This is a genomic window from Yersinia mollaretii ATCC 43969 (assembly GCF_013282725.1).
Taxonomy (GTDB): Bacteria; Pseudomonadota; Gammaproteobacteria; order Enterobacterales; family Enterobacteriaceae; genus Yersinia; species Yersinia mollaretii.
Genome location: NZ_CP054043.1, coordinates 1,558,822 through 1,585,469, shown reverse-complemented (window position 1 = coordinate 1,585,469; position 26,648 = coordinate 1,558,822). Strand labels below are relative to the sequence as shown.

Sequence of the window (26,648 nt, the reverse complement as noted above, 5' to 3'; positions counted from 1 at the left end):
CTTATGCTGTTATCACTCACTTGCCACGACCTTCCCACATAACTTGCTGGCGCAAAAACGTTTGACGCCTTGTGCTGTTCTCTTTTCCATTAATAATGGATAGTGGCAATAGCCACAGTTTCCGGCGATAGGTTGCTGGTTAATGGTAAATTGGCAATCCGGATAACGATTACAGGCATGGAAAACCTTCCCAAACCGTGACTTACGCTGTAGCAGTTTTCCTTGGCCACATTGCGGACAGTCGATCGTCGTCTCATCAGGCTTATCAATGACTTCAGTATGATCACATTGGGGATATTGGCTGCAACCAATAAACATACCAAAGCGCCCTTGCCGCAATACCATTTCTGAACCACATTCAGGGCAAAACTGCCCGTCCAGAACTTTCACTATATGACCATCAGATTGCGCTTTCAGCGGGCGCATATACTGACAATCGGGATAATGCGAACAACCAAGGAATGGCCCATGCCCACCACTGCGAATGACTAAAGCCGATCCGCATTCAGGACACGACCCATTATCCTTGGCAGTAACTGTTTTCGTCATAACGCCTTCTGTTTTTAAAGTTATTAGCCAGCAATGTTACCACTTAGTGCAAATAACCTTCATTGACTTCAAAAAGTAACTCTTCCATCTGCTGATAGGCAATTTCATAACCCGGTATGTTAAACAACACCATCAGCACAACCCATTTAAGGTCTTCCAGATCAATCTCATTAGAATCTAACGCCATAATACGATCGATAACCATTTCACGGGTATCAAAGTGTAGTACCTGAATTTGTTCAAGAAATAGGATAAAACCACGACAAGTGGTATCCAGACGTTGAGACTCTTCCACAGTATAAATACGTAATGCTTGCGGATCGGCGGCATAGAGATAAGGTGCTTTCTGCCCTTCTTGTAGGTCAGCAAGAGCCTCCAACCAGTTCAGGGCGTTGTTGATATCCTCACGATAGAAACCTGCGTCAGCAAGATCGTCAGTAATCTTATCTTGGTCGACAAGCATTTCCGACTCGTTATGCATATAAGTTTCAAATAAGTAAATTAAAACGTCGAACATGGCCTGCCCTCCTTAATCGGACATAGCCGCCGGGTACTGCTGCGATCCACCCTGCTAACTCCAGCTCAAGCAATTTGCTTACGATGTCTGGCACAGGTTGGCCGGCACGTTCGGCGACGACATCAACGGGTGTCACCTCATCTCCTACGTTAGCCAACACATCAGCAAATGGCAATTCAACTTGCCTCTCTGATGAAGAAATAATTGCTTTGTCAGGTAATGATATCCATTGAAGTGAACCGCCTAGCTGTTCAGCAACCCCTTGTGCAGAGCTTGCCAAATAGGCCCCTTGCTGGATTAGCCAATGCACTCCTTCGCTGGTTGCACTCCCTAATGGCCCTGGCAAAGCAAAAACATCTCTCCCTTGTTCAATAGCATAGCGGGCAGTAATTAAAGAGCCACTTTTCATTGTGGCTTCAACAACCAGTACAGCCGAACTTAATCCACTGATGATGCGGTTTCTTCTGGGAAAATGGGCTGCTATCGGCAGTGCCGTCGTCAAAAACTCAGAGACTAATGCCCCACCTTGGTGCTCAATCTCTTTGGCTAACTGACTATGTCGCCGAGGATAAATATTCTCTAATCCACTGCCTAATACTGCGATAGTCTTTCCTTTCGCACTCAAAGCGGCTTGGTGGCAAATCCCATCGATTCCCATTGCGAGTCCGCTGGTGATGACTAACCCAGTTCGGGCCAGTTCTGAAGCAAAATGATGGCCCCACTGCTCGCCATAATGGCTAAAATGGCGGCTCCCAACCATAGCAATCTGTGGGCGATAGAGGACATCCAGCTCGCCAGAAACAAAAAGCACCAAGGGTGCGCCAGAAATATGGGCTAAACGAGGTGGGTAATCTGGTTCACCATGCGCCAACAAGTGGTGAGAGGGGTGATTCAGCCAAGTTAATGTGGCTTCAATATAACGGAGGTCTACCTGATAAAACTGCTGACATTGCTGTGAATTCAGTCCATAAGCGGCCAATCGGCTGGGGTGAATATCACCACTAGTAAGTAACCGCCTAACCAATCCACCGCTCTTCGCTACGCCAAATCCCTTAACCTTGCTCATCCTGAGCCATAATTCTGCTGCTAACATATCGCCTCCCTGGCTTGTTTCCAACGCTGACACCGATTTGTTCAATTGGTCGCCAATGCTGTCAATCCGAGCGAGAAATGTCTAGAATAGAGATTGAATATCATTCACTACTCGGACGCAGATCTAGATATTTATGTCAGTATTACAAGTATTACATTACCCAGATGAGCGGCTGCGCAAAATTGCTGCGCCGGTAAAAGAAGTCAATGGTGAAATCCAGCGCATTGTGGACGACATGTTCGAAACGATGTACGCAGAGGAAGGTATTGGGCTTGCCGCAACACAAGTGGATGTTCACCTGCAAATTATCGTTATTGACGTCTCAGAAAACCGTGACCAACGTTTGGTGCTGATTAACCCAGAACTGCTGGAAAAAAGCGGTGAAACTGGCATCGAAGAGGGTTGTTTATCAATTCCTGAACAACGTGCATTAGTTCCTCGAGCAGAAAAGGTAAAAATCAGAGCGCTGGATCGAGACGGTAAACCGTTCGAGCTAGAAGCAGATGATTTATTAGCGATTTGCATCCAGCATGAAATGGATCACTTGGTTGGAAAACTGTTTGTGGACTATTTGTCACCACTGAAACGTCAGCGCATCCGCCAAAAGCTGGAGAAAATGGCCAAGTTGAATGCCCGTGACAACTAACCCCTTCTAATGCAGGAAACCTACGTGTCTGACTCTTTGCGGATTATTTTTGCCGGAACTCCTGATTTTGCAGCGCGCCATCTTGGCGCGTTGTTGTCTTCTCAGCATCAAATTGTTGGTGTTTTCACTCAACCAGACCGCCCGGCAGGACGAGGTAATAAACTGACCCCGAGCCCCGTAAAAATATTGGCAGAACAACAGGGTATCCCCGTTTTTCAGCCAAAATCATTGCGGCCAGAGGAGAATCAACATTTAGTTGCCGATCTTAATGCTGATATTATGGTAGTGGTCGCCTATGGCCTGATTCTACCTGCATCTGTATTGGCAATGCCGCGATTAGGCTGTATCAATGTCCACGGTTCCCTGCTACCACGCTGGCGTGGTGCTGCCCCCATCCAACGTTCAGTCTGGGCTGGAGATGCTAAAACTGGGGTAACCATCATGCAGATGGATGTTGGGCTAGATACCGGCGATATGTTGCATAAGATTGAATGCGATATTCAGCCAGAAGATACTAGCGCGACGCTGTACGATAAACTGGCACAATTAGGCCCTCAAGGCTTATTGATCACACTGCAAGAATTAGCTGAAGGCCGTGCACAGCCAGAAGTACAAGATGAAGCACAAGTGACTTATGCCGAGAAACTCAGCAAAGAAGAAGCGAAGTTAGATTGGTCACTTTCTGCCGCTCAGTTAGAGCGTTGTATTCGTGCTTTTAATCCTTGGCCAGTGAGCTATTTTGTCGTAGATGAACAGTCGGTCAAAGTCTGGCAAGCACAGGTACTCCCTGCGGTTGGGAATACTCAGCCCGGAACTATCATTCATGCAGATAAGCATGGCATCCAAGTGGCAACAGCAGAGGGTGTTTTAAATATCACGCAACTGCAACCTGCCGGGAAAAAGGCCATGTCCGCAGCTGACTTGTTAAATTCACGTCGCGAGTGGTTTACACCCGGCAATCAACTAGCATAATAGCTCAGCAGTTACAGCTATCTACCCAATAGATTTCATCGCCCGATACTCCATCATCATCATCGGGCCACTTTCCCTTTATTTGCTGACGTTTGTCGGCTTTTTTGGTTATGAAAAACACATATAATCTCCGCAGCATCGCTGCTAAAGCAATTAGTCAGGTATTGGATCAGGGGCAATCGCTCAGCACCGTTTTACCTGGGCTACACAACAGTATTTCTGATAAAGATCGCGCATTGCTGCAGGAGTTGTGTTTTGGCACTTTGCGTGTCTTGCCGCAATTAGAGTGGTGCATCCAGCAGTTGATGGCTCGCCCGATGACGGGTAAGCAGCGCGTGTTTCATTATCTGATTATGGTTGGACTGTATCAGTTGATTTACACCCGTATTCCCCATCATGCAGCGCTGGCAGAAACAGTCGAAGGTGCCACTGCGCTGAAGCGCCCGCAATTAAAGGGGTTGATTAACGGTGTATTGCGCCAATTCCAGCGCCAACAAGTTGAACTACTGGAGCGTGCGGCAAATAACGAAAGTCGTTATCTGCATCCGAGCTGGTTATTGGCACGGATTAAGCTGGCTTATCCCGATCAGTGGCAGCAGATTCTGGATGCGAATAACCAAAAACCACCTATGTGGTTGCGCGTTAATCGCCTGCATCACACACGCAGTGAATATCTCGAACTCTTAAAACAAGCCGATATAGATGCAGTGCCGCATGATCTTTATTCCGATGCACTGCGTCTTATCACGCCATGCGCTGTCAGTGCGTTACCCGGTTTTGAGCTTGGTTGGGCCACCGTGCAAGATGCATCGGCTCAAGGTTGTGTTGATCTGCTTGATCCACACAATGGCGAACAGATCCTTGACCTCTGCGCAGCTCCCGGCGGCAAAACAACGCATATTCTGGAAGCTGCACCAAAGGCTCATGTATTGGCCGTTGATATTGATGAGCAGCGCCTCGACCGAGTAAAAGAGAACTTACAGCGGCTGAAATTACATGCTGTCGTGCGCGTAGGCGATGGCAGGACCCCAGAGGATTGGTGTGGAGATCAGCAATTTGATCGTATTCTGTTAGACGCGCCTTGCTCTGCAACTGGGGTTATCCGCCGCCATCCTGATATCAAATGGTTACGCCGAGACCGTGACATTGCCGAGCTAGCCCAATTGCAATCTGAGATCATTGAAGCTATTTGGCCTAAACTGAAAAAAGGTGGCGTAATGGTTTATGCTACCTGTTCTATATTGCCGGAAGAGAATCAGCAGCAGATTGCCGCTTTCTTGCAGCGTCATTCTGAAGCTGAATTAGTTGAAACAGGCACGACTGCGGTGCCCGGTAAACAAAACCTGCCCCACCCAGAGGATGGCGACGGTTTCTTTTATGCCAAGTTAATCAAAAGACTCAGTTAATCAAAAGATAACCGTGGCTTTTGCTATGCCTCAAACCTAATTTCAGTGTGAAACAGAGAACGCTATGAAAATAATTATTCTTGGGGCGGGGCAAGTTGGTGGAACCCTAGCGGAAAACTTGGTGGGTGAGAACAATGATATCACTGTTGTTGATGTTGACTCCGGCCGCCTGCGCCAATTACAAGATAAGTTTGATCTACGTGTGGTGCAAGGACATGGTTCGCACCCTCGTGTGCTACGAGAAGCAGGAGCAGAAGATGCCGATATGTTGGTTGCGGTAACGAATTCTGACGAAACCAATATGGTTGCCTGCCAAATCGCCTATTCGCTATTTAATACGCCAAACCGAATTGCTCGAATTCGTTCAGCTGAATACATCCGTGAAGCCGATAAGTTATTTCTTCCGGAAGCCGTCCCTATAGATCATCTAATATCGCCAGAACAGCTAGTTATCGATTATATCTATAAGCTAATCGAATACCCAGGTGCTTTGCAGGTGGTCAATTTTGCTGAAGGTAAAGTCAGTATTGCCGCCGTTAAAGCCTACTATGGCGGGCCGCTAGTGGGGAATGCATTGTCATCCCTACGTGAACATATGCCACATATTGATACCCGTGTTGCCGCGATATTTCGTCAAGATCGTCCGATTCGCCCCCAAGGTTCTACGATCATTGAAGCGGGAGATGAAGTCTTCTTTGTCGCAGCCTCACAACATATTCGTGCGGTAATGAGTGAGCTACAGCGTCTAGAGAAACCCTACAAGCGCATTATGATTGTTGGGGGGGGCAATGTGGGTGCAGGTTTAGCCCTGCGATTAGAAAAAGATTACAGTGTAAAACTCATTGAACGCGACCCGCAGAGAGCCGCCGAATTAGCCGAAATGCTGCATGACACTATTGTTTTTTATGGCGATGCATCAGATCAAGAATTACTGGCAGAAGAACACATCGAGCAGGTGGATGTTTTTATCGCGATAACCAATGATGATGAAGCAAACATCATGTCAGCTATGCTGGCAAAACGTATGGGTGCGAAGAAGGCGATGGTATTAATCCAACGTAGCGCCTATGTGGATTTGGTTCAGGGAAGTGTCATTGATATTGTTATCTCACCACAACAAGCCACTATTTCTGCACTACTGGGCCATGTCCGTAAAGCGGATATCGTCAGCGTATCTTCGTTAAGACGGGGTGTTGCCGAGGCAATAGAAGCGATTGCTCATGGTGACGAAAGTACGTCAAAGGTTGTCGGTCGGATGGTTGAAGATATCAAGTTGCCGCCAGGGACGACTATTGGAGCCATTGTTCGCGGTGATGAAGTTATCATTGCAAATGGTAATTCCATTATTAAGCAGGGTGATCATGTGGTGATGTTTATTACTCACAAGAAATTTGTTCCTGACGTCGAGAGACTGTTCCAACCAAGTCCATTCTTCTTGTAATGAATAATAATTAAGCTATCCAAGCTGACTGACAAATTAACGCTATTCCCATGAGGAATTAGGAAAAATTTCCTATAATTAGGGTTGTACCGAGTTTTATTTGGCTAAAATTAAGTCATTCATTTTTAAAATGGGGTGTTGGTTATGAGTTTTATGAAGGAATTTCGTGAATTTGCCATGCGTGGCAATGTAGTCGACTTGGCTGTCGGTGTCATTATTGGTGCGGCATTTGGTAGAATCGTTTCTTCACTTGTTGCCGATATCATCATGCCACCCTTGGGCTTATTACTCGGTGGCGTCGATTTTAAGCAATTCCATTTCATATTACGTGCGGCCGAAGGCACAGTACCTGCTGTTGTAATGAATTACGGTATCTTCATTCAAAGTATTTTTGATTTTGTTATTGTGGCTCTAGCTATATTTTCTGCAGTTAAGCTCATGAATAAAATGCGTCGTGAAAAAGCGGAAGAAGCCGCAGCAGAGCCAGCACCAACAACGGAAGAGAAGCTATTAGCAGAGATCCGTGATTTGTTGAAAGCACAGCAAGAAAAATAATTTCGATTGGATCGATATGTTAACGCCATCAAACTGATGGCGTTTTTATTGTCTGTAAATCAGAAGGCCAGTGGTAAAGAATCTATTGATTGCTTACCACTGGCCTCCCAGTTACCACCTTTTGAATGTTTACCTTTACGCTGATAACTCCCTTTCCCTTTGATATTCTTCTCAATACGTTGCCTGAAAAGTGGATCATGGAGCAGCGCTTCTAGTGCATTATCTTTTATTTTTCCCTTGGTATGGCGATATGTCGTCATAATAGTTCCTCACTAATAATGGTATAGATTAAAAAACCCACAAATAATACTGCTTGTTTGAGCCGATTTAAACTCCTCATCAGAAAAATATAGTCTTAAACTAATTCCTCAGCAGCCCCCTGCTCCAATGCTTCCAAAATAGAGCAATAAGTCGTCGCATGTGAACTACCACAACAGGCACTGCTGAGTCGTTTTAGTGATTCACGCATTTTTTTAAGCTCAGTAATCTTGCTTTCCACATCATGTAACCGCGAATCTACAATTGCCTTAGACTCTTGGCATGTATGATGAGCAGGGTCCACACGGATCGATAGCAATTCGGCGATAGTTTCTAATGTAAACCCGAGCTGCTTTGCATAACGGATAAACCGCAAGCGCTGCAAATCTTGTTCATTATACAGTCTATAACCACCTTCTGTGCGTTCACCATGCTGCATCATACCTTGCTTCTCATAGTAGCGAATAGTATCTGGTGTAACGTCGGCGAGTTTAGCGAGTTGTCCAATTTTTAACATTACTTATCCTTCATTTAACAGATTATCAGTCATTTTATGCTGATACTCTTAATGCAGAAAATAAGTGCTAATTCTCACTTGTCTCAATCACATATCCAGCAAGTTTTGGCGCTTATGTCGTTCAGGCAGATTGGGCATGAGCAATCTGCCGTTCAGCTCATTCATCAATTAACCCCATATTTCATCCAAGAGATATGGTTTTGCAAAATCAGAGGTTAGTTAAGATTAATGGATTAGTGAATAAATAATAGGAGAAAAGAAGAAAAGTACGAAGGTATGGCATTACGTCATTGAATTATGGACGTAAAAAAACCGGGCAAGCCCGGTTTTTTTACGCGTTTACAGATTACTCTGCAGCAACTACTTCTGCTTGCGATGCAGCACGATCAACTAACTCGATGTAAGCCATCGGTGCGTTGTCGCCTGCACGGAAGCCACACTTCAGAATGCGAGTGTAACCACCGGCGCGGCTCGCGAAACGCGGGCCTAGCTCGTTAAACAGTTTTGCCACGATCTCGTTATCACGAGTACGGGCGAATGCCAGACGACGATTAGCTACGCTGTCGGTCTTGGCAAGAGTAATCAGCGGCTCAACAACGCGACGCAGCTCTTTCGCTTTCGGCAGGGTCGTCTTGATTATCTCATGACGAACCAAAGAGCCGGCCATGTTACGGAACATAGCCTGGCGATGGCTGCTGTTACGGTTCAGTTGACGACCACTCTTACGATGGCGCATGACCTTATCCTTCTCAGTAAAACCTTAACCTGTGATCCGGTTACTCGTCAGCAATGCTAGCTGGTGGCCAATTTTCTAGGCGCATGCCTAAAGAAAGACCACGTGAAGCGAGCACGTCTTTAATCTCAGTAAGAGATTTTTTACCCAGGTTAGGCGTTTTCAGCAACTCAACCTCGGTACGCTGTACCAGATCACCGATGTAGTGGATAGCTTCTGCCTTGAGGCAGTTAGCAGAGCGGACAGTCAATTCCAGATCGTCAACAGGGCGCAGCAGGATCGGATCAAACTCTGGCTTCTCTTCTTTAACTTCCGGCTGACGTACATCACGTAGGTCAACGAAAGCTTCAAGCTGTTCAGCCAAGATAGTTGCCGCACGGCGAATCGCCTCTTCAGGATCGATCGTACCATTGGTTTCCATCTCGATAACCAACTTGTCCAGGTCGGTACGCTGTTCTACACGCGCTGCTTCAACATTGTAGGCAATACGCTCTACAGGGCTATAGCATGCATCTACTAACAGACGACCAATCGGGCGCTCATCTTCTTCCGAATGAATTCGGGCAGAAGCCGGCACATAACCACGACCACGTTGAACTTTGACACGCATACTAATAGATGCGTTTTCATCGGTCAGGTGGCAGATAACGTGCTGCGGCTTGACGATTTCGACATCACCATCATGGGTGATATCGGCTGCAGTCACAGGGCCAATGCCAGATTTATTCAGGGTAAGAATAACTTCATCTTTACCCTGAACTCTCACCGCCAGCCCTTTCAGGTTGAGCAGGATCTCCAGGATATCTTCCTGTACGCCTTCTTTGGTGCTGTACTCATGCAGTACACCATCAATCTCAACCTCGGTCACCGCGCAACCCGGCATAGATGAAAGCAGAATACGGCGCAGTGCGTTGCCGAGAGTATGGCCAAAGCCACGCTCTAACGGCTCAAGGGTCACCTTGGCGTGCGTCGAACTGACTTGCTCGATATCTACCAGGCGCGGTTTTAGAAACTCTGTCACAGAACCCTGCATTGTGTCCTCTCTTTGGTACTAAGCTTTACTTGGAGTAAAGCTCGACGATCAGGTGTTCATTAATGTCCGCAGACAGATCAGTACGTTCAGGAATACGTTTGAACACACCTTCCATCTTGACAGCATCAACTTCCAGCCAAGTCGGCTTTTCACGCTGCTCAGCCAGCTCCAAAGCTGCCTTAACACGAGACTGCTTTTTAGCTTTCTCACGGATGCTGACTACGTCATTCGGAGATACCTGATAAGAAGCGATGTTAACAACGCGACCATTTACCATGATAGCTTTATGACTAACCAGCTGACGTGATTCAGCACGAGTTGCGCCAAAGCCCATACGGTAAACTACGTTATCCAGACGACCTTCCAGCAATTGCAACAGGTTTGCACCAGTGTTGCCTTTCAGGCGTGCTGCTTCTTTATAGTAGTTACGGAATTGACGTTCTAGAACACCATAGATACGGCGAACTTTTTGCTTTTCACGTAACTGCACACCGTAGTCAGACAGACGCGGTTTACGCGCACCGTGCTGGCCAGGTGGTTGTTCGATCTTACACTTGGTGTCAATCGCACGAACGCCAGACTTAAGGAATAAGTCTGTGCCCTCACGACGGCTCAGCTTGAGCTTAGGCCCCAAATATCTTGCCATTTTCTCTCTCCAACAAACCTAAAAGCAGCGTTATACGCGGCGCTTTTTCGGCGGACGACAACCGTTATGAGGGATCGGAGTCACATCAGTAATATTAGTGATGCGGAAACCAGCCGCGTTTAACGCACGGATAGTAGACTCACGGCCCGGACCAGGTCCTTTAACCATAACTTCCAGATTCTTGATACCGTATTCTTTCACTGCGTCAGCGCAGCGCTCTGCTGCAACTTGCGCTGCAAACGGAGTAGACTTACGAGATCCACGGAAACCGGAACCACCTGCTGTTGCCCAACCCAATGCGTTACCTTGACGATCTGTAATAGTAACGATGGTGTTGTTGAAAGAAGCATGGATATGAGCCACACCGTCAGAGACTGTCTTTCTTACACGCTTACGTGCACGAATAGGTGCCTTTGCCATTATTCAATCACCCCGATTATTTCTTGATCGGTTTACGCGGACCCTTACGGGTACGTGCGTTGGTCTTAGTACGCTGACCGCGAACTGGTAGACCACGACGATGACGCAAACCACGATAAGTCCCAAGGTCCATCAGACGCTTGATGCTCAGGGTCACCTCACGACGCAGATCACCTTCTACAACGTACTTGGCAACTTCGTCACGCAGCTTCTCGATTTGCTCTTCAGACAGCTCACTGATCTTAACATTTTCAGCAATACCCGCAGCAACACAGATAGCCTGTGAGCGAGTTTTACCGATGCCGTAAATCGCAGTTAAAGCGATAACGGTATGTTTCTGATCAGGAATGTTAATGCCTGCTATACGGGCCACTATGCACTCCTACTATTTTATACAGCAATACCATTCTGAAAAGCCCGTTTTCAGGATACTCAAATAGCATTGCAGTCACATACAAAAGATTGGCTGGCTAATCTAGCCAGCTCAACCCAACTTTGCAAGAAAAATATGCAAGATAAATCAGCCTTGACGCTGTTTATGCTTTGGTTCGGCACTGCAGATTACGCGAACGACACCGTTACGCTTAACAATTTTGCAGTTACGACATAATTTCTTGACGGAAGCACGAACTTTCATTTTTACTCTCCGTAACTTCTCAAACATCCCTAATTAGCGGTTATAGCCTTTTAGGTTTGCTTTCTTCAATGCAGACTCGTACTGACTCGACATCATCAGAGTTTGCACTTGAGCCATAAAGTCCATGATGACCACCACTACAATAAGTAGGGAGGTACCACCAAAGTAAAATGGTACTTTCATCGCGTCACGCATGAACTCCGGGATCAGGCAGATGAAAGTAATATACATCGCACCAATTAAGGTTAGACGCGTCATTACTTTATCGATGTACTTCGCCGTTTGCTCTCCCGGACGAATTCCTGGCACGAATGCACCGGACTTCTTCAGGTTATCTGCTGTTTCACGCGGGTTGAAAACTAGCGCCGTGTAGAAGAAACAGAAGAAGATGATTGCAGACGCATAGAGTAACACATAAAGCGGCTGTCCTGGCTGCAAATACATCGAAATAGTCGTCAGCCAGTTCCAACCTGTCCCGCCCCCAAACCATGATGCAATCGTGGCAGGAAACAGAATTATGCTGGAAGCAAAGATTGCTGGGATAACCCCGGCCATATTTACTTTCAACGGTAAGTGTGTGCTCTGTGCTGCATAAACACGACGACCTTGTTGACGTTTAGCATAGTTGACGACGATACGACGCTGACCACGCTCAATGAAAACAACGAAGAAGGTTACTGCAAACACTAATACTGCAACCAACAGCAACAGGAGGAAGTGCAGGTCGCCTTGCCGAGCTTGCTCGATGGTATGGGCTATTGCAGGCGGTAGACCGGCAACAATACCAGCAAAGATTATGATTGAAATACCGTTACCGATACCACGCTCAGTAATCTGTTCGCCAAGCCACATCAAGAACATTGTCCCAGTGACCAAGCTAACAACAGCGGTAAAATAGAAGGCAAAGCCTGGATTGATTACCAGACCTTGCATCCCAGGCATATTCGGTAGACCGGTAGCAATACCGATCGATTGGAATATAGCCAATACCAACGTGCCATAACGGGTGTACTGGCTAATCTTCCGACGGCCAGCCTCCCCTTCTTTCTTTATTTCTGCCAACGCTGGATGAACCACCGTTAACAGTTGGATGATAATTGATGCCGAAATATACGGCATGATACCCAAGGCAAAGATAGAAGCACGACTGAGAGCACCACCAGAGAACATGTTAAACATTTCAATGATGGTCCCTCTCTGCTGCTCGAGCAATTTAGCAAGCACAGTGGCATCGATACCAGGAATCGGAATAAAAGAGCCGATACGGAAAACAATAAGCGCACCGATAACAAACAAAAGTCTGCGCTTCAGTTCGCCTAATCCGCCTTTAGCACTTTGAAAATCTAATCCTGGTTGCTTAGCCATCTGCTACTTATTCCTCAATTTTACCGCCAGCAGCTTCGATAGCAGCACGAGCGCCTTTGGTGACACGCAGACCACGAAGAGTTACCGCACGAGTGATTTCGCCTGAAAGCATAACTTTCGCAAACTCAATCTGGGTACCAACAACGTTAGCGGCTTTCAGCGTGTTCAGGTCGATTACGTCGCCTTCCACTAAAGCCAGTTCAGACAGACGAACTTCTGCCGTGATCATAGCTTTGCGAGAGGTGAAGCCGAATTTCGGCAAACGACGATATAAAGGCATCTGACCACCTTCAAAACCACGACGTACGCCACCGCCAGAACGTGAGTTCTGACCTTTGTGACCACGACCAGCAGTTTTACCCAGGCCAGAACCAATACCACGACCTACACGCTTCGGCGCATGCTTGGCACCTTCAGCCGGAGACAGAGTATTTAAACGCATCTGTTACTCCTCAACTTTAACCATGTAGGAAACCAAGTTGACCATACCACGTACAGCGGGAGTATCCTCACGCTCTACGGTATGACCAATACGACGCAGACCTAAACCGATCAGAGTTGCCTTGTGTTTCGGCAAACGACCGATACTGCTTTTTGTTTGAGTTACTTTAATAGTCTTTGCCATGGTTATTTCCCTAGAATTTCTTCGACGGACTTACCACGCTTAGCAGCGACCATTTCTGGGGATTTCATATCTTCCAGAGCTAAAATAGTTGCACGAACCACGTTGATTGGGTTGGTGGAACCATATGCCTTGGCCAATACGTTATGAACCCCTGCAACTTCCAAGACGGCGCGCATTGCACCACCGGCAATAATACCGGTACCTTCAGAAGCTGGTTGCATGAATACACGAGAACCCGTATGAGCACCTTTAACTGGGTGCTGCAGAGTACCGTTATCCAAAGCAACATTAATCATAGCGCGACGGGCTTTTTCCATCGCTTTCTGGATCGCTGCCGGAACTTCGCGTGCTTTGCCGTAGCCAAAACCAACGCGACCGTTACCATCACCAACTACTGTCAGTGCGGTAAAGCTGAAAATACGGCCACCTTTTACGGTTTTAGATACGCGGTTTACCGCGATCAGCTTTTCCTGCAGTTCGCCAGCTTGTTTTTCGATGTGTGACATCTTACACCTCTACCTTAGAACTGAAGGCCAGCTTCACGGGCAGCATCTGCCAGTGCCTGGACTCGACCATGATATTGGAAACCGGAACGGTCAAAGGATACTTTCGTGATCCCTTTTTCCAATGCGCGCTCTGCAACAGCTTTACCTACAGCTGCGGCGGCATCTTTGTTGCCGGCGTACTTCAATTGCTCATTGATAGCTTTTTCTACAGTAGAAGCGGCGACCAAAATTTCAGAACCGTTTGGTGCAATAACCTGCGCGTAAATATGGCGTGGGGTACGATGTACCACCAGGCGAGTCGCACCCAGTTCTTTGAGCTTGCGGCGTGCGCGGGTCGCACGACGGATACGAGCTGCTTTCTTATCCATAGTGTTACCTTACTTCTTCTTAGCCTCTTTGGTACGCACGACTTCGTCGGCGTAACGGACACCCTTGCCTTTATAAGGCTCAGGACGACGGTAGGCACGCAAATCTGCTGCAACCTGACCAATCACCTGCTTATCAGCGCCTTTCAGCACGATTTCAGTTTGGGTCGGGCACTCGGCAGTGATGCCAGCCGGCAATTCATGGTCAACTGGATGAGAAAAGCCTAAGGCTAAATTCACCACGTTGCCTTTAACTGCGGCACGGTAGCCTACGCCTACCAGTTGAAGCTTCTTAGTGAAGCCTTCGGTAACACCAACGACCATTGCGTTAAGCAGTGCACGAGTGGTACCCGCTTGGGCCCAACCGTCTACAGCGCCTTCGCGTGGAGCGAAAGTCAATGTATTATCTTCTTGCTTAACTTCAACAGCACTATGGACGGTACGAGTCAGCTCGCCGTTCTTACCCTTTATCGAAATAACCTGACCGTTGAGTTTTACCTCTACGCCGGCAGGAATGACGACGGGTGCTTTTGCAACACGAGACATTCTTTCCTCCCGAATTAAGCTACGTAGCAGATAATCTCGCCACCAAGACCAGCTTGGCGAGCTGCACGATCGGTCATAACACCTTTAGAGGTAGAAATAACAGCGATACCCAAACCGGCCATAACTTTTGGCAGCTCATCTTTTTTCTTATAGATGCGCAAACCTGGACGGCTGATACGTTGAATGCTTTCTACCACTGCCTTGCCCTGGAAATACTTAAGTGCTAATTCCAGAGTAGGCTTGGTGTCGCCTTCGATTTTAAAATCTTCAATAAAGCCTTCTTCCTTCAGAACGTTGGCAATTGCCACTTTCAGCTTGGAGGAAGGCATGGTGACCGCAACTTTATTTGCGGCTTGACCGTTACGGATACGGGTCAGCATATCCGCGATCGGATCTTGCATGCTCATCTGTCTTTACTCCCGTGATTCAATTGGTGACAATTACCAGCTAGCCTTTTTAAGGCCCGGGATTTCACCGCGCATTGCGGTTTCACGGACTTTAATACGGCTCAACCCGAACTTCCGCAGGAAACCATGCGGACGACCAGTTTGGTTGCAGCGGTTACGCTGACGGGACGGGCTGGAATCACGCGGCAGAGACTGCAGCTTCAGAACAGCATTCCAACGATCTTCGTCGGATGAGTTCACACCAGAGATAATAGCTTTTAATTCCTCGCGTTGAGCGCGGTATTTGTTAGCTAGTTTCACGCGAACGACTTCGCGTGCTTTCATTGATTGCTTAGCCATCAGTAACCCTACCTTACTTGCGGAATGGGAATTTAAAAGCAGCCAACAATGCACGGCCTTCATCATCGGATTTCGCAGTAGTGGTAATGGTAATATCCAAACCACGTACACGATCGACTTTATCGTAGTCGATTTCCGGGAAGATGATCTGCTCGCGCACACCCATGCTGTAGTTTCCACGACCATCGAATGACTTAGCGGACAAGCCACGGAAGTCACGGATACGCGGAACAGCAATGGTAATCAGACGCTCAAAGAATTCCCACATGCGTTCGCCACGCAGGGTTACTTTACAGCCGATCGGATAGCCCTGACGGATTTTGAAGCCTGCAACAGATTTGCGTGCTTTGGTGATAAACGGCTTTTGACCGGAGATAGCTGCCAAGTCAGCTGCTGCATTATCCAGCAGTTTCTTGTCAGCAATCGCTTCACCAACACCCATGTTCAGGGTGATCTTCTCGACCCGAGGGACTTGCATGACAGAGTTGTAGCCAAACTGAGACATCAGTTGTTTGACCACCTCGTCTTTGTAGTAATCATGCAGTTTCGCCATCGTATTACTCCAAATTACTTGATAGTTTCGCTGTTAGATTTAAAGAAACGGACTTTTTTGCCGTCTTCAAATCTAAAGCCTACACGGTCAGCCTTACCGGTTGTCGCGTTGAACAGCGCAAGGTTGGAAACTTGAATTGCAGCTTCTTTTTCAACAATGCCACCTGGTTGGTTCAGGGCCGGAACCGGCTTCTGATGTTTTTTAACCAGATTGATACCTTCAACAATGACCTTACCAGCAGACAGGACATTCTTTACTTTACCGCGCTTACCTTTGTCTTTCCCGGTTAGCACGATAACTTCGTCATCACGACGGATTTTCGCTGCCATGGTTCGCTCCTTAGAGTACTTCTGGTGCCAGAGAGATAATTTTCATGAACTTCTCATTACGCAGTTCACGAGTTACCGGCCCAAAAATACGCGTGCCGATTGGCTGCTCGCTGTTATTATTTAAAATAACACAAGCGTTACCATCGAAGCGAATGACAGAACCGTCCGGGCGACGTACACCCTTCTTGGTGCGCACCACTACCGCCTTCAGAACATCGCCTTTCTTCACCTTGCCACGAGGAATTGCTTCCTTGATGGTGATCTTGATGATGTCGCCGATGCCTGCGTAGCGACGGTGCGAGCCACCTAGAACCTTGATACACATTACGCGACGTGCACCGGAGTTGTCGGCCACGTTCAGCATAGTCTGTTCTTGGATCATGTTAGTGCTCCGCTAATGTCAACTACTACTTTAGGACCCAGAATAGGTCGTTTAAAAGCCCCAATAACGAGGGCGCAGCATTATAACACCGCTTCCAGATTATGGGTAGAAAAAATAAGCGGCCCACTTTCTGAGCCGCTTATTATGTTCGAGTCAGCTACTCTATTACAGAATCGCTTTCTCTACAACGCGAACAAGCGTCCAAGACTTAGTCTTTGACAGTGGACGGCATTCGCGGATTTCTACCACGTCACCGATACCACATTCATTGTTCTCGTCATGTACATGCAATTTCGTCGTACGACGGATGAATTTCCCGTAAATCGGGTGCTTCACCACACGTTCGATAGCAACAACCATGGATTTCTCCATTTTGTCACTAACTACGCGACCTTGCAGAGTACGGATTTGGTCAGTCATTACGCACCCGCCTTTTCAGTCAGTAAAGTCTTAACACGTGCGATATTACGACGCACTTGTTTCGACAGGTGAGTTTGTTGCAGCTGGCCACTAGCCGCCTGCATGCGCAAATTAAATTGCTCACGCAGCAGGTTGAGCAGCTCAGTGTTCAGCTCTTCAACGCTTTTTTCACGCAGCTCTTGTGCTTTCATTACATCACCGTCTTAGTTACAAAGGTGGTTCCTACAGGCAGTTTCGCTGCAGCGAGCTTAAATGCTTCGCGAGCAGTTTCTTCCGGCACACCAGCCATTTCAAATAAAACTTTTCCTGGCTGGATCAAGGCAACCCAATACTCTACGTTACCCTTACCTTTACCCATACGCACTTCGAGCGGCTTCTCGGTGATCGGTTTGTCCGGGAATACACGGATCCAGACCTTACCTTGACGCTTAATTGCACGTGTCATCGCACGACGGGCTGCTTCGATTTGACGAGCCGTCAGGCGGCAACGGCCACAAGCTTTCAGGCCGAACTCACCGAAGCTAACATCCGTACCTTGCGCAAGGCCACGGTTACGGCCTTTGTGCATCTTACGGAATTTTGTACGCTTTGGTTGTAACATCAGCGATTCTCCTTACTTGCGGCCTTTACGCTGCTGCTTTTTAGGTTGAGCAGCCGGTTCCGGTTGTTCAACAGCAGCCATACCACCCAAGATCTCACCTTTGAAGATCCATACCTTTACGCCGATTACACCATAAGTGGTGTGCGCTTCAGATGTGTTGTAATCGATATCCGCACGCAGTGTATGCAACGGAACACGACCTTCACGGTACCATTCGGTACGCGCGATTTCAGCACCGCCAAGGCGGCCGCTTACTTCAACTTTGATACCTTTAGCGCCAAGACGCATTGCGTTCTGTACTGCACGCTTCATAGCACGACGGAACATAACGCGACGTTCCAGCTGTGAAGTGATGCTGTCAGCAACCAATTTTGCGTCCAGTTCCGGTTTACGGACTTCGGCGATGTTAATCTGTGCAGGAACGCCAGCGATATCCGCTACGACCTTACGCAGTTTTTCGACATCTTCACCTTTCTTGCCGATAACGATGCCAGGACGAGCAGTGTGAATAGTCACACGGATGCTCTTCGCTGGACGCTCGATAACGATGCGAGAAACGGAAGCTTTCGCTAATTCTTTAGTCAAGAATTGGCGAACTTTAAAGTCGCTGTCCAGGTTGTCAGCGAATTCTTTGGTATTTGCGTACCAGGTAGAGTTCCAAGCTTTGACAATACCTAGTCGAATACCATTAGGATGTACTTTCTGACCCATTGCTAGTCTCCAGAGTCTCAGCGATCGGACACAACCACAGTAATGTGGCTGGTGCGCTTCAGGATGCGATCTGCACGACCTTTTGCACGCGGCATAATGCGCTTCATGCTAGGGCCTTCGTCTACGAAAATCTTCGTGACTTTCAGATCATCGATGTCAGCGCCATCGTTGTGTTCTGCGTTAGCAATGGCAGACTCCAGCACTTTCTTAACCAAACCAGCAGCTTTCTTGTTGGTATAGGCCAGAGTTTCCAGAGCTTGCGACACTTTCTTACCGCGAATCAGGTCCGCTACCAAGCGAACCTTCTGAGCAGAAGAACGAGCGTGGCGATGTTTAGCGATAGTTTCCATCTCTTCCTCCTACCTTAGCGCTTTTTAGCCTTTTTATCGGCCGCATGGCCGCGATAAGTACGGGTCGGCGCGAATTCACCCAATTTGTGACCGACCATTTCGTCGGAAACAAAAACAGGAACGTGCTGACGACCATTATGGACAGCGATGGTCAAACCGATCATATTTGGAAAGACCGTTGAACGACGGGACCAAGTCCGAATTGGCTTCTTGTCTCCGCTTTCCACCGCTTTCTCTACCTTCTTCAGCAAGTGCAGGTCAATGAAGGGACCTTTCTTGAGAGAACGTGGCATGGCTTATCCTCTAATTATTTTTTACTACGGCGACGTACGATGAACTTATCAGTACGCTTGTTGCTACGGGTCTTCTTACCTTTGGTCTGTACGCCCCACGGGGTTACCGGGTGCTTACCAAAGTTACGACCTTCACCACCACCGTGTGGGTGATCTACCGGGTTCATCGCCGTACCGCGAACGGTAGGACGAATACCACGCCAACGACTAGCACCTGCTTTACCCAGCACACGCAGCATGTGTTCAGCGTTACCGACTTCACCTAAGGTGGCGCGGCAATCAGCTAGAACCTTGCGCATTTCGCCGGAGCGCAGACGCAGAGTAACGTAGGAACCGTCACGAGCAACGATCTGAACGTATGCACCAGCAGAACGAGCCAATTGGCCGCCTTTACCTGGTTTCATCTCTACGTTATGAACCGTTGAACCAACTGGGATGTTACGCATAGGCAGGGTGTTACCCGCTTTAATTGCAGCATCAACGCCAGATTGGATCTGGTCACCAGCTTTCAGGCCTTTCGGCGCCAGGATGTAACGACGTTCGCCGTCTTTGTACAGAACCAGCGCGATATTCGCGGAACGGTTCGGATCGTACTCCAGACGCTCAACCACTGCAGGGATACCATCTTTGTTGCGTTTGAAGTCAACCAGACGATAATGCTGCTTGTGGCCACCACCGATATGACGGGTAGTGATACGGCCATTGTTGTTACGGCCACCGCTTTTGCTTAATTTCTCAAGCAACGGGGCATAAGGCTTACCCTTGTGCAGCTCAGGGTTAACCACTTTAACAACGTGGCGACGACCCGGAGATGTAGGTTTACATTTAACAATTGCCATTGTTTACTCCTCCGACTTACTCTGCGCCGCCGATGAAGTCCAGATTCTGGCCTTCTTTCAGGGTGACGTAAGCTTTTTTCCAGTCGCTACGACGACCAACACGCTGACCGTGACGCTTACTCTTGCCTTTAACCAGCAAGGTGTTAACGTCTTCGACTTCGACTTCAAACAGTTTCTGCACTGCAGCTTTAATTTCTGCTTTGGTCGCGTCTTTGGCAACTTTGAGAACGATGGTGTTATTCTTTTCCATCGCAGCGGACGCTTTTTCAGATACATGCGGCGCGCGCAGTACTTTCAGCAGACGTTCTTCACGAATCATGCCAGCATCTCCTCAACTTGCTTCACAGCATCAGCAGTCATAACCACCTTGTCGAAGGCGATCAGGCTAACTGGGTCGATACCAGCTACATCGCGAACGTCAACCTTGTACAGGTTGCGAGCTGCCAAGAACAAGTTCTCGTCCAGTTCACTCGTTACGATCAGCACATCTTCCAGAGCCATATCTTTCAGTTTCTGCGCCAGCAACTTAGTTTTAGGTGCTTCAACAGAGAACTTTTCGACAATGATCAGACGATCTTGACGTACCAATTCGGACAAAATGCTTTTCAGCGCGCCGCGGTACATCTTTTTATTTACTTTCTGACTGTGATCCTGAGGCTTCGCAGCAAAGGTCACACCACCTGAACGCCAGATTGGGCTCTTTACAGAACCTGCACGCGCACGGCCGGTGCCTTTTTGACGCCACGGCTTCTTACCGGAACCTGTTACTTCAGCGCGGGTCTTCTGAGCACGAGTACCTTGACGGGCACCTGCTGCATAAGCAACAACAACCTGATGTACCAGCGCTTCGTTGAAATCACGACCGAAGGTAGTTTCGGAAACAGTCAGCGCGCCTTGCGCGTCTTTCAATACTAATTCCATTGCTATCCCCTTACGCCTTCACAGCTGGTTTAACGATCAGGTTGCCACCGGTTGCGCCCGGTACAGCACCCTTAACCAGCAGCAGGTTGCGCTCAGCGTCAACACGTACTACGTCTAGGCTTTGAACGGTTACACGCTCGTCACCCAGGTGGCCAGCCATTTTCTTGCCTTTGAACACTTTGCCCGGAGTCTGGTTTTGACCGATAGAACCCGGAACACGGTGAGACAAGGAGTTACCATGGGTAGCATCTTGGGTACGGAAATTCCAGCGCTTAACAGTACCGGCAAAACCTTTACCTTTAGACGTACCTGTAACGTCGACTTTCTTAACGTCTGCAAAAATTTCGACGCTAATTTCTTGACCAGCAGTAAACTCTTGACCTTCTGGAAGGCGGAATTCCCACAGACCACGGCCAGCTTCTACGCCAGCTTTAGCGAAATGACCCGCTTCTGGTTTAGTAACACGGTTAGCTTTTTTAGCACCGGTAGTTACTTGCACAGCACGGTATCCGTCGTTCTCTAGGCTTTTGACCTGAGTTACGCGGTTCGCTTCAATTTCGATAACAGTTACTGGGATTGAAACGCCATCTTCAGTGAAGATACGAGTCATGCCCACTTTTTTACCGACTAAACCAATCATTGTTTCAACCTCTCAATCGCTCAATGACCTGATTAACCCAGGCTGATCTGCACGTCTACACCGGCAGCCAGATCCAGACGCATCAGAGCATCAACGGTTTTCTCGGTTGGCTCAACGATGTCAACTAGACGCTTGTGAGTGCGAATTTCGTACTGATCGCGCGCATCTTTATTGACGTGCGGAGAGATCAGAACAGTAAAACGCTCTTTGCGAGTTGGCAGCGGGATCGGACCACGAACCTGCGCACCAGTGCGCTTGGCAGTCTCGACGATTTCCGCAGTTGATTGATCGATCAAACGATGATCAAACGCTTTCAGGCGGATACGGATTCTTTGGTTCTGCATGAGACCAGAGCTCCAATTATTTATAAACGTAAATGATTACTCCTCGCACCCATTTCGATTGATGGGGGAGTGTAATCGTTCAACATATAACTCCCATATCGGGAGTATTGTTCAGTTGCAACACTAGGCTGCGACTGACAGATTAGTTTCAATCTGACCTATCAAGATTAGGTAGGCCCGCGCATTATACGTAAATACCAGCAGGAAGCAAGCCACTGTTGGAAATCTATGCGGAAACTTACAAATCTGATCAGATGACGTTAATTTGGTGGGATTATTTATTATCATGTGGAGTTAAAAATACGGTTCTGCTGCAAACTGATACTCAGAGTTTCCAAACTTTAAAATTTAAAAAGTGAGTACCTGACGGATACCCACTTTATTTTATGCTATGCAGGAGAATGGAGGATTATTACGTCAGTTGTGCCTGTGAGTAGTTTTGTATCCCCAAGCGCTCGATTAGGCTTAGCTCTGTTTCAAGCCAATCAATATGGCCCTCTTCTTCAGCCAAGATTTCTTTCAATAAATCGCGACTGACATAGTCATGGATTGAATCTGCATACGCAATACCTTCACGTAAGTCTTTCGCTCCAGATAACTCGAGAGCTAAATCAGATTTCAGTATTTCTTCAACATCCTCTCCGATATTCAACTTGCCTAGCTCTTGTAAGTTAGGAATACCCTCGAGAAATAAAATGCGCTCGATATATTTATCCGCATGCTTCATTTCATCGATGGATTCGCGATACTCCTTATCATTAAGGCGCATTAGACCCCAGTTTTTGAACATTCGAGCATGGAGAAAATATTGATTGATGGCAACCAGCTCGTTTCCGAGTAGTTTATTGAGATGTGCAATTATTTTTTTATCGCCTTTCATAGTTATACCCTCCGCTTCCAGTACTAAAAGTGTAGTACCAGATGGCAAAGTGTGGGGGAACTTATCCCTGCTAACTACTAAGCAACATCATTCATTTCTGGAATATTAGCGCGTTCCTCGATCAAGATTTCTCTGGCCTGTCGAATGCACTTTCCGCAGTCTGTACCGATGGGTACTAGTTGACGCAACTGCTGAATAGTATGTGGATGGTGCTGACGAACAGCTTTACGGATAACTTTGTCAGATACGGCATTACACAGACAAACGTACATAGAGAGACTCACTTCTTAACCAGTCTCTCAATTGTAAATAAGAATACGAGTTATTTCAATTAAGATTATTCGACGCGTCAATAAAAAAGGGTGCCGAGGCACCCTTTTTACTTGATCAATAAAGTAATTAATCAATAAAACAATTAAGCGATAACTTTAGCAACAACACCAGCGCCTACAGTACGGCCGCCTTCACGGATTGCGAAACGCAGACCGTCGTCCATTGCAATTGGGTGAATCAGAGTAACAACCATGTTGATGTTGTCACCTGGCATCACCATTTCAACGCCTTCTGGCAGTTCGATGGTACCTGTTACGTCAGTTGTACGGAAGTAGAACTGAGGACGGTAGCCTTTGAAGAACGGAGTATGACGACCGCCTTCGTCTTTGCTCAGAATATAAACTTCTGAATCAAAGGTAGTGTGTGGTTTGATTGAACCTGGTTTAGCCAGAACTTGGCCACGTTCGATGTCTTCACGTTTGATACCACGCAGCAGAACACCCACGTTCTCACCAGCACGACCTTCGTCCAGCAATTTACGGAACATTTCAACGCCAGTACAAGTAGATTTAACAGTATCTTTGATACCAACGATCTCTACTTCTTCACCAACTTTAACGATACCGCGCTCTACACGACCAGTTACAACAGTACCACGGCCTGAGATAGAGAATACGTCTTCGATAGGCAGCAGGAATGGCTTATCGATAGCACGTTCTGGTTCTGGGATATAAGAATCCAGATAATTGGCCAATTCGATGATTTTAGCTTCCCACTCAGGAACGCCTTCCAGTGCTTTCAGCGCTGAACCTTTAACTACTGGGATGTCGTCGCCTGGGAAATCGTAAGCAGAAAGAAGTTCACGAACTTCCATTTCTACCAGTTCCAACAGCTCTTCATCGTCAACCATGTCACATTTGTTCATGAATACGATCATGTATGGAACGCCAACCTGACGACCTAACAGGATGTGCTCACGAGTCTGTGGCATAGGGCCATCAGTTGCAGCAACAACCAGAATCGCGCCGTCCATCTGCGCAGCACCGGTGATCATGTTTTTAACGTAGTCGGCATGCCCTGGGCAGTCAACATGCGCATAGTGGCGAGCCGGGGTATCATATTCAACGTGAGAAGTGTTGATGGTGATACCACGTGCTTTTTCTTCTGGTGCGTTATCGATCTGATCGAAGGCACGAGCACTACCGCCGTAGGTTTTAGCCAGTACGGTGGTGATTGCAGCAGTCAGAGTTGTTTTACCATGGTCAACGTGGCCGATAGTACCGACGTTTACATGGGGTTTGTTACGTTCAAATTTTTCTTTAGACACGACTATATTCCTTACTCTTGTGCTCTCCCACTGATGAGAGAGCACTGGATCATTGTTTTAAACCCGAAAGCTTATTTGCCACGGGCTTCGATAACGGCTTTAGCGACGTTACTAGGTGCTTCAGCATACTCCAGGAATTCCATGGAGTAAGAAGCACGGCCCTGAGTCTGAGAACGCAGGTCAGTAGCATAACCGAACATTTCAGACAACGGAACCTTGACGCGAACGGTTTTACCGGTAGCAGTATCTTCCATACCTTCGATGATACCGCGACGACGGTTAAGGTCGCCCATTACGTCACCCATGTAATCTTCAGGGGTTTCGACTTCAACCTTCATGATAGGCTCAAGCAGAACTGGTTTAGCTCTTCTGAAACCTTCTTTAAAGGCGATAGAACCGGCTAATTTAAATGCCAATTCTGAGGAGTCGACGTCATGGTAAGAACCGTAGTGCAGACGCACTTTAACGTCAACAACCGGATAACCTGCCAGAGGGCCAGATTTCAGTTGTTCCTGGATGCCTTTATCAACAGCAGGGATGAACTCTTTAGGAATAGAACCACCAACGATTTCGTTGACGAATTCATATCCAGCGCCACCCGGTGGCAACGGAGACATGTCGATAACAACATGACCGTACTGACCACGACCGCCTGACTGCTTAGCGTGCTTACCTTCGACATCTTTAACGGTGTCACGGATAGTTTCACGGTATGCAACCTGAGGTTTACCGACGTTTGCTTCCACGTTAAATTCGCGGCGCATACGGTCAACCAGGATATCCAAATGCAACTCACCCATACCTGCGATGATAGTCTGACCAGATTCTTCGTCAGTCCAAACGCGGAATGATGGATCTTCTTTTGCCAGACGACCCAGAGCCATACCCATTTTTTCTTGGTCGGCTTTGGTTTTTGGTTCAACAGCAACGGAGATTACTGGCTCTGGGAACTCCATACGTTCCAAGATGATCGGATTAGCTGGATCACATAGAGTGTCACCCGTCGTCACATCTTTCAGACCGATCGCTGCTGCGATGTCGCCTGCATGAACTTCTTTGATCTCTTCACGTTTGTTTGCGTGCATCTGTACGATACGGCCCAGACGCTCACGCTGTGAACGTACTGAGTTCAGCACGGTGTCACCGGAATTTACAATACCAGAGTACACACGGAAGAACGTCAGGTTACCAACAAACGGGTCGGTAGCAATCTTAAATGCCAGCGCGGAGAACGGCTCTTTGTCAGATGAGTGACGAACTGCCGGAGTATCTTTACCGTCGTCCAGAATACCGTTGATTGCTTCAACGTCAGTCGGGGCAGGCAGATATTCGATAACCGCATCCAGCATTGCCTGTACGCCTTTGTTTTTAAAGGCAGAACCACAGGTAACCAGAATGATTTCGTTTTTCAGAACGCGTTGACGCAGAGCTTTTTTGATCTCTTCTTCGGTCAGCTCATCGCCGCCCAAGTACTTATCCATCAACTCATCAGACGCTTCTGCAGCAGACTCAACCAGATTCTGGTGCCATTCAGCAGCCAGTTCAGCCATATCAGCTGGGATCTCTTCGTATTCGAAGGTCACGCCCTGATCGGCTTCGTTCCAGTTGATCGCTTTCATTTTCACCAAGTCAATAATACCGGTGAATTTCTCTTCCGCGCCGATAGCCAGTTGCAATGGAACTGGATTCGCGCCCAGACGAGATTTAATCTGACCAACAACTTTCAGGAAATTCGCGCCCATACGGTCCATTTTGTTAACGAACGCGATACGCGGAACTTTATATTTATTTGCCTGACGCCATACGGTCTCAGACTGTGGCTGAACACCACCAACTGCACAGTAAACCATTACCGCGCCGTCAAGAACACGCATGGAACGTTCAACTTCGATGGTGAAGTCAACGTGCCCAGGGGTGTCAATGATATTGACGTGATGTGGTTCGAACTGTTTAGCCATACCAGACCAGAAGCAGGTAGTAGCCGCAGAAGTAATGGTAATACCACGCTCCTGCTCCTGTTCCATCCAGTCCATGGTGGCTGCGCCGTCATGAACTTCACCGATTTTATGGTTTACACCGGTGTAAAACAGGATACGTTCGGTAGTGGTTGTCTTACCGGCGTCGATGTGAGCGCTGATACCGATATTACGATAGCGCTCAATGGGTGTTTTACGAGCCATTTGATTCCTCTATTCCTAGGGCGTTCGAT

The 26,648-nt window shown here is 47.6% G+C and carries 42 protein-coding genes; 5 read left to right on the top strand and 37 right to left on the bottom strand.

Going from position 1 to position 26,648, the window contains the following annotated elements:
* Positions 1-12: 12 nt before the first annotated feature.
* From HRD69_RS07035 to dprA, 3 genes are read right to left on the bottom strand one after another with little or no spacing between them, the layout of a single operon-like run.
* Positions 13-549 (bottom strand): DNA topoisomerase family protein, encoded by a 537-nt coding sequence (locus HRD69_RS07035; protein ID WP_032814323.1) that lies wholly within the window; start codon positions 547-549, stop codon positions 13-15.
* Positions 550-592: 43 nt separating this feature from the next.
* Positions 593-1,066 carry a DUF494 family protein gene (locus HRD69_RS07030; RefSeq protein ID WP_032814325.1) on the bottom strand — a complete coding sequence of 158 codons (474 nt, stop codon included), beginning with the start codon at positions 1,064-1,066 and terminating at the stop codon, positions 593-595.
* On the bottom strand, positions 1,038-2,159 hold the full coding sequence (gene dprA / locus HRD69_RS07025; RefSeq protein ID WP_004875090.1) for a DNA-protecting protein DprA: 1,122 nt from the start codon (positions 2,157-2,159) through the stop codon (positions 1,038-1,040). Before dprA ends, HRD69_RS07030 begins: the two co-directional genes overlap by 29 nt.
* Before the next feature lie 133 nt (positions 2,160-2,292).
* On the opposite strand from dprA, the gene def reads away from it, so the two are divergent.
* From def to mscL, 5 genes are all read left to right on the top strand, one after another.
* Positions 2,293-2,805, top strand: coding sequence for a peptide deformylase (def, locus tag HRD69_RS07020; protein WP_004875091.1), 513 nt, complete (start codon positions 2,293-2,295; stop codon positions 2,803-2,805).
* Positions 2,806-2,829: 24 nt separating this feature from the next.
* Positions 2,830-3,777 (top strand): methionyl-tRNA formyltransferase, encoded by a 948-nt coding sequence (gene fmt / locus HRD69_RS07015; protein WP_032814327.1) that lies wholly within the window; start codon positions 2,830-2,832, stop codon positions 3,775-3,777.
* 110 nt (positions 3,778-3,887) lie between these two features.
* On the top strand, positions 3,888-5,183 hold the full coding sequence (gene rsmB, locus HRD69_RS07010) for a 16S rRNA (cytosine(967)-C(5))-methyltransferase RsmB (RefSeq protein WP_004875094.1): 1,296 nt from the start codon (positions 3,888-3,890) through the stop codon (positions 5,181-5,183).
* 64 nt (positions 5,184-5,247) lie between these two features.
* Positions 5,248-6,624, top strand: coding sequence for a Trk system potassium transporter TrkA (gene trkA / locus HRD69_RS07005; protein WP_004875095.1), 1,377 nt, complete (start codon positions 5,248-5,250; stop codon positions 6,622-6,624).
* A 144-nt stretch (positions 6,625-6,768) separates the two neighbouring features.
* Complete coding sequence (gene mscL / locus HRD69_RS07000; protein WP_032814329.1) at positions 6,769-7,179, top strand: large-conductance mechanosensitive channel protein MscL; 411 nt, start codon at positions 6,769-6,771, stop codon at positions 7,177-7,179.
* 59 nt (positions 7,180-7,238) lie between these two features.
* On the opposite strand, the gene HRD69_RS06995 is transcribed toward mscL, so the two are convergent.
* The 34 genes from HRD69_RS06995 to fusA form a co-directional block, all read right to left on the bottom strand.
* On the bottom strand, positions 7,239-7,439 hold the full coding sequence (locus HRD69_RS06995; RefSeq protein WP_004875098.1) for an alternative ribosome-rescue factor A: 201 nt from the start codon (positions 7,437-7,439) through the stop codon (positions 7,239-7,241).
* Between the two features lie 95 nt (positions 7,440-7,534).
* Positions 7,535-7,954, bottom strand: coding sequence for a Zn(2+)-responsive transcriptional regulator (gene zntR, locus HRD69_RS06990; RefSeq protein ID WP_032814332.1), 420 nt, complete (start codon positions 7,952-7,954; stop codon positions 7,535-7,537).
* 346 nt (positions 7,955-8,300) lie between these two features.
* Positions 8,301-8,690: a 50S ribosomal protein L17 gene (gene rplQ / locus HRD69_RS06985; RefSeq protein WP_004391407.1), complete on the bottom strand. Its 390-nt coding sequence runs from the start codon at positions 8,688-8,690 to the stop codon at positions 8,301-8,303.
* Positions 8,691-8,730: 40 nt separating this feature from the next.
* Positions 8,731-9,720 (bottom strand): DNA-directed RNA polymerase subunit alpha, encoded by a 990-nt coding sequence (locus tag HRD69_RS06980; RefSeq protein ID WP_004875100.1) that lies wholly within the window; start codon positions 9,718-9,720, stop codon positions 8,731-8,733.
* A 25-nt stretch (positions 9,721-9,745) separates the two neighbouring features.
* On the bottom strand, positions 9,746-10,366 hold the full coding sequence (gene rpsD, locus HRD69_RS06975) for a 30S ribosomal protein S4 (protein WP_002218949.1): 621 nt from the start codon (positions 10,364-10,366) through the stop codon (positions 9,746-9,748).
* A gap of 30 nt (positions 10,367-10,396) precedes the next feature.
* Positions 10,397-10,786, bottom strand: a complete 390-nt coding sequence (rpsK, locus tag HRD69_RS06970; RefSeq protein ID WP_004709234.1) for a 30S ribosomal protein S11 — start codon at positions 10,784-10,786, stop codon at positions 10,397-10,399.
* 16 nt (positions 10,787-10,802) lie between these two features.
* Positions 10,803-11,159, bottom strand: a complete 357-nt coding sequence (rpsM, locus tag HRD69_RS06965; RefSeq protein WP_004702348.1) for a 30S ribosomal protein S13 — start codon at positions 11,157-11,159, stop codon at positions 10,803-10,805.
* Between the two features lie 147 nt (positions 11,160-11,306).
* Positions 11,307-11,423 carry a 50S ribosomal protein L36 gene (rpmJ, locus tag HRD69_RS06960; RefSeq protein WP_002227352.1) on the bottom strand — a complete coding sequence of 39 codons (117 nt, stop codon included), beginning with the start codon at positions 11,421-11,423 and terminating at the stop codon, positions 11,307-11,309.
* A 33-nt stretch (positions 11,424-11,456) separates the two neighbouring features.
* Positions 11,457-12,788: a preprotein translocase subunit SecY gene (secY, locus tag HRD69_RS06955; RefSeq protein WP_002213344.1), complete on the bottom strand. Its 1,332-nt coding sequence runs from the start codon at positions 12,786-12,788 to the stop codon at positions 11,457-11,459.
* A gap of 7 nt (positions 12,789-12,795) precedes the next feature.
* Positions 12,796-13,230, bottom strand: coding sequence for a 50S ribosomal protein L15 (gene rplO / locus HRD69_RS06950; protein ID WP_004391411.1), 435 nt, complete (start codon positions 13,228-13,230; stop codon positions 12,796-12,798).
* Positions 13,231-13,233: 3 nt separating this feature from the next.
* On the bottom strand, positions 13,234-13,413 hold the full coding sequence (gene rpmD, locus HRD69_RS06945; RefSeq protein ID WP_002213339.1) for a 50S ribosomal protein L30: 180 nt from the start codon (positions 13,411-13,413) through the stop codon (positions 13,234-13,236).
* A 2-nt stretch (positions 13,414-13,415) separates the two neighbouring features.
* A complete protein-coding gene (gene rpsE / locus HRD69_RS06940) occupies positions 13,416-13,919 on the bottom strand; it encodes a 30S ribosomal protein S5 (protein ID WP_004875101.1) in 504 nt (167 codons plus the stop codon).
* Positions 13,920-13,933: 14 nt separating this feature from the next.
* Entirely contained in the window at positions 13,934-14,287 is a 354-nt protein-coding gene (rplR, locus tag HRD69_RS06935; RefSeq protein ID WP_004391413.1) for a 50S ribosomal protein L18, read from the bottom strand.
* Positions 14,288-14,296: 9 nt separating this feature from the next.
* Complete coding sequence (gene rplF, locus HRD69_RS06930; RefSeq protein ID WP_005271806.1) at positions 14,297-14,830, bottom strand: 50S ribosomal protein L6; 534 nt, start codon at positions 14,828-14,830, stop codon at positions 14,297-14,299.
* A 14-nt stretch (positions 14,831-14,844) separates the two neighbouring features.
* Positions 14,845-15,237, bottom strand: a complete 393-nt coding sequence (gene rpsH, locus HRD69_RS06925) for a 30S ribosomal protein S8 (protein ID WP_019213301.1) — start codon at positions 15,235-15,237, stop codon at positions 14,845-14,847.
* A gap of 33 nt (positions 15,238-15,270) precedes the next feature.
* Positions 15,271-15,576 (bottom strand): 30S ribosomal protein S14, encoded by a 306-nt coding sequence (gene rpsN, locus HRD69_RS06920; RefSeq protein WP_004391418.1) that lies wholly within the window; start codon positions 15,574-15,576, stop codon positions 15,271-15,273.
* A gap of 13 nt (positions 15,577-15,589) precedes the next feature.
* The gene (gene rplE, locus HRD69_RS06915) at positions 15,590-16,129 is read right to left on the bottom strand and encodes a 50S ribosomal protein L5 (RefSeq protein WP_004391419.1); all 540 of its coding nucleotides are present in this window, start codon (positions 16,127-16,129) and stop codon (positions 15,590-15,592) included.
* 14 nt (positions 16,130-16,143) lie between these two features.
* The gene (rplX, locus tag HRD69_RS06910; RefSeq protein ID WP_004875104.1) at positions 16,144-16,458 is read right to left on the bottom strand and encodes a 50S ribosomal protein L24; all 315 of its coding nucleotides are present in this window, start codon (positions 16,456-16,458) and stop codon (positions 16,144-16,146) included.
* 10 nt (positions 16,459-16,468) lie between these two features.
* Positions 16,469-16,840 carry a 50S ribosomal protein L14 gene (gene rplN, locus HRD69_RS06905; protein ID WP_002213325.1) on the bottom strand — a complete coding sequence of 124 codons (372 nt, stop codon included), beginning with the start codon at positions 16,838-16,840 and terminating at the stop codon, positions 16,469-16,471.
* 165 nt (positions 16,841-17,005) lie between these two features.
* Entirely contained in the window at positions 17,006-17,260 is a 255-nt protein-coding gene (gene rpsQ / locus HRD69_RS06900; RefSeq protein WP_002228135.1) for a 30S ribosomal protein S17, read from the bottom strand.
* The gene (gene rpmC / locus HRD69_RS06895; RefSeq protein WP_005159843.1) at positions 17,260-17,451 is read right to left on the bottom strand and encodes a 50S ribosomal protein L29; all 192 of its coding nucleotides are present in this window, start codon (positions 17,449-17,451) and stop codon (positions 17,260-17,262) included. Before rpmC ends, rpsQ begins: the two co-directional genes overlap by 1 nt.
* On the bottom strand, positions 17,451-17,861 hold the full coding sequence (gene rplP / locus HRD69_RS06890; protein ID WP_002218940.1) for a 50S ribosomal protein L16: 411 nt from the start codon (positions 17,859-17,861) through the stop codon (positions 17,451-17,453). Before rplP ends, rpmC begins: the two co-directional genes overlap by 1 nt.
* Before the next feature lie 12 nt (positions 17,862-17,873).
* Positions 17,874-18,572, bottom strand: a complete 699-nt coding sequence (gene rpsC / locus HRD69_RS06885; protein WP_002221644.1) for a 30S ribosomal protein S3 — start codon at positions 18,570-18,572, stop codon at positions 17,874-17,876.
* A gap of 17 nt (positions 18,573-18,589) precedes the next feature.
* Entirely contained in the window at positions 18,590-18,922 is a 333-nt protein-coding gene (gene rplV / locus HRD69_RS06880) for a 50S ribosomal protein L22 (RefSeq protein ID WP_004391423.1), read from the bottom strand.
* 14 nt (positions 18,923-18,936) lie between these two features.
* Positions 18,937-19,215: a 30S ribosomal protein S19 gene (gene rpsS, locus HRD69_RS06875; RefSeq protein WP_002213430.1), complete on the bottom strand. Its 279-nt coding sequence runs from the start codon at positions 19,213-19,215 to the stop codon at positions 18,937-18,939.
* Between the two features lie 14 nt (positions 19,216-19,229).
* Positions 19,230-20,054 (bottom strand): 50S ribosomal protein L2, encoded by an 825-nt coding sequence (gene rplB / locus HRD69_RS06870; protein WP_004709246.1) that lies wholly within the window; start codon positions 20,052-20,054, stop codon positions 19,230-19,232.
* Between the two features lie 16 nt (positions 20,055-20,070).
* Positions 20,071-20,373, bottom strand: coding sequence for a 50S ribosomal protein L23 (gene rplW, locus HRD69_RS06865; RefSeq protein WP_005159841.1), 303 nt, complete (start codon positions 20,371-20,373; stop codon positions 20,071-20,073).
* On the bottom strand, positions 20,370-20,975 hold the full coding sequence (rplD, locus tag HRD69_RS06860; protein ID WP_004709248.1) for a 50S ribosomal protein L4: 606 nt from the start codon (positions 20,973-20,975) through the stop codon (positions 20,370-20,372). Before rplD ends, rplW begins: the two co-directional genes overlap by 4 nt.
* Before the next feature lie 10 nt (positions 20,976-20,985).
* Complete coding sequence (gene rplC / locus HRD69_RS06855; RefSeq protein WP_004709250.1) at positions 20,986-21,615, bottom strand: 50S ribosomal protein L3; 630 nt, start codon at positions 21,613-21,615, stop codon at positions 20,986-20,988.
* A gap of 32 nt (positions 21,616-21,647) precedes the next feature.
* Positions 21,648-21,959: a 30S ribosomal protein S10 gene (rpsJ, locus tag HRD69_RS06850; RefSeq protein WP_001181005.1), complete on the bottom strand. Its 312-nt coding sequence runs from the start codon at positions 21,957-21,959 to the stop codon at positions 21,648-21,650.
* A gap of 412 nt (positions 21,960-22,371) precedes the next feature.
* A complete protein-coding gene (gene bfr, locus HRD69_RS06845) occupies positions 22,372-22,839 on the bottom strand; it encodes a bacterioferritin (protein ID WP_004875105.1) in 468 nt (155 codons plus the stop codon).
* A gap of 77 nt (positions 22,840-22,916) precedes the next feature.
* Positions 22,917-23,111: a bacterioferritin-associated ferredoxin gene (gene bfd / locus HRD69_RS06840; protein ID WP_004391429.1), complete on the bottom strand. Its 195-nt coding sequence runs from the start codon at positions 23,109-23,111 to the stop codon at positions 22,917-22,919.
* A 143-nt stretch (positions 23,112-23,254) separates the two neighbouring features.
* Positions 23,255-24,439, bottom strand: a complete 1,185-nt coding sequence (tuf, locus tag HRD69_RS06835) for an elongation factor Tu (RefSeq protein ID WP_004875106.1) — start codon at positions 24,437-24,439, stop codon at positions 23,255-23,257.
* 71 nt (positions 24,440-24,510) lie between these two features.
* Positions 24,511-26,619, bottom strand: coding sequence for an elongation factor G (gene fusA / locus HRD69_RS06830; RefSeq protein ID WP_004875107.1), 2,109 nt, complete (start codon positions 26,617-26,619; stop codon positions 24,511-24,513).
* Between the last annotated feature and the right edge of the window lie 29 nt (positions 26,620-26,648).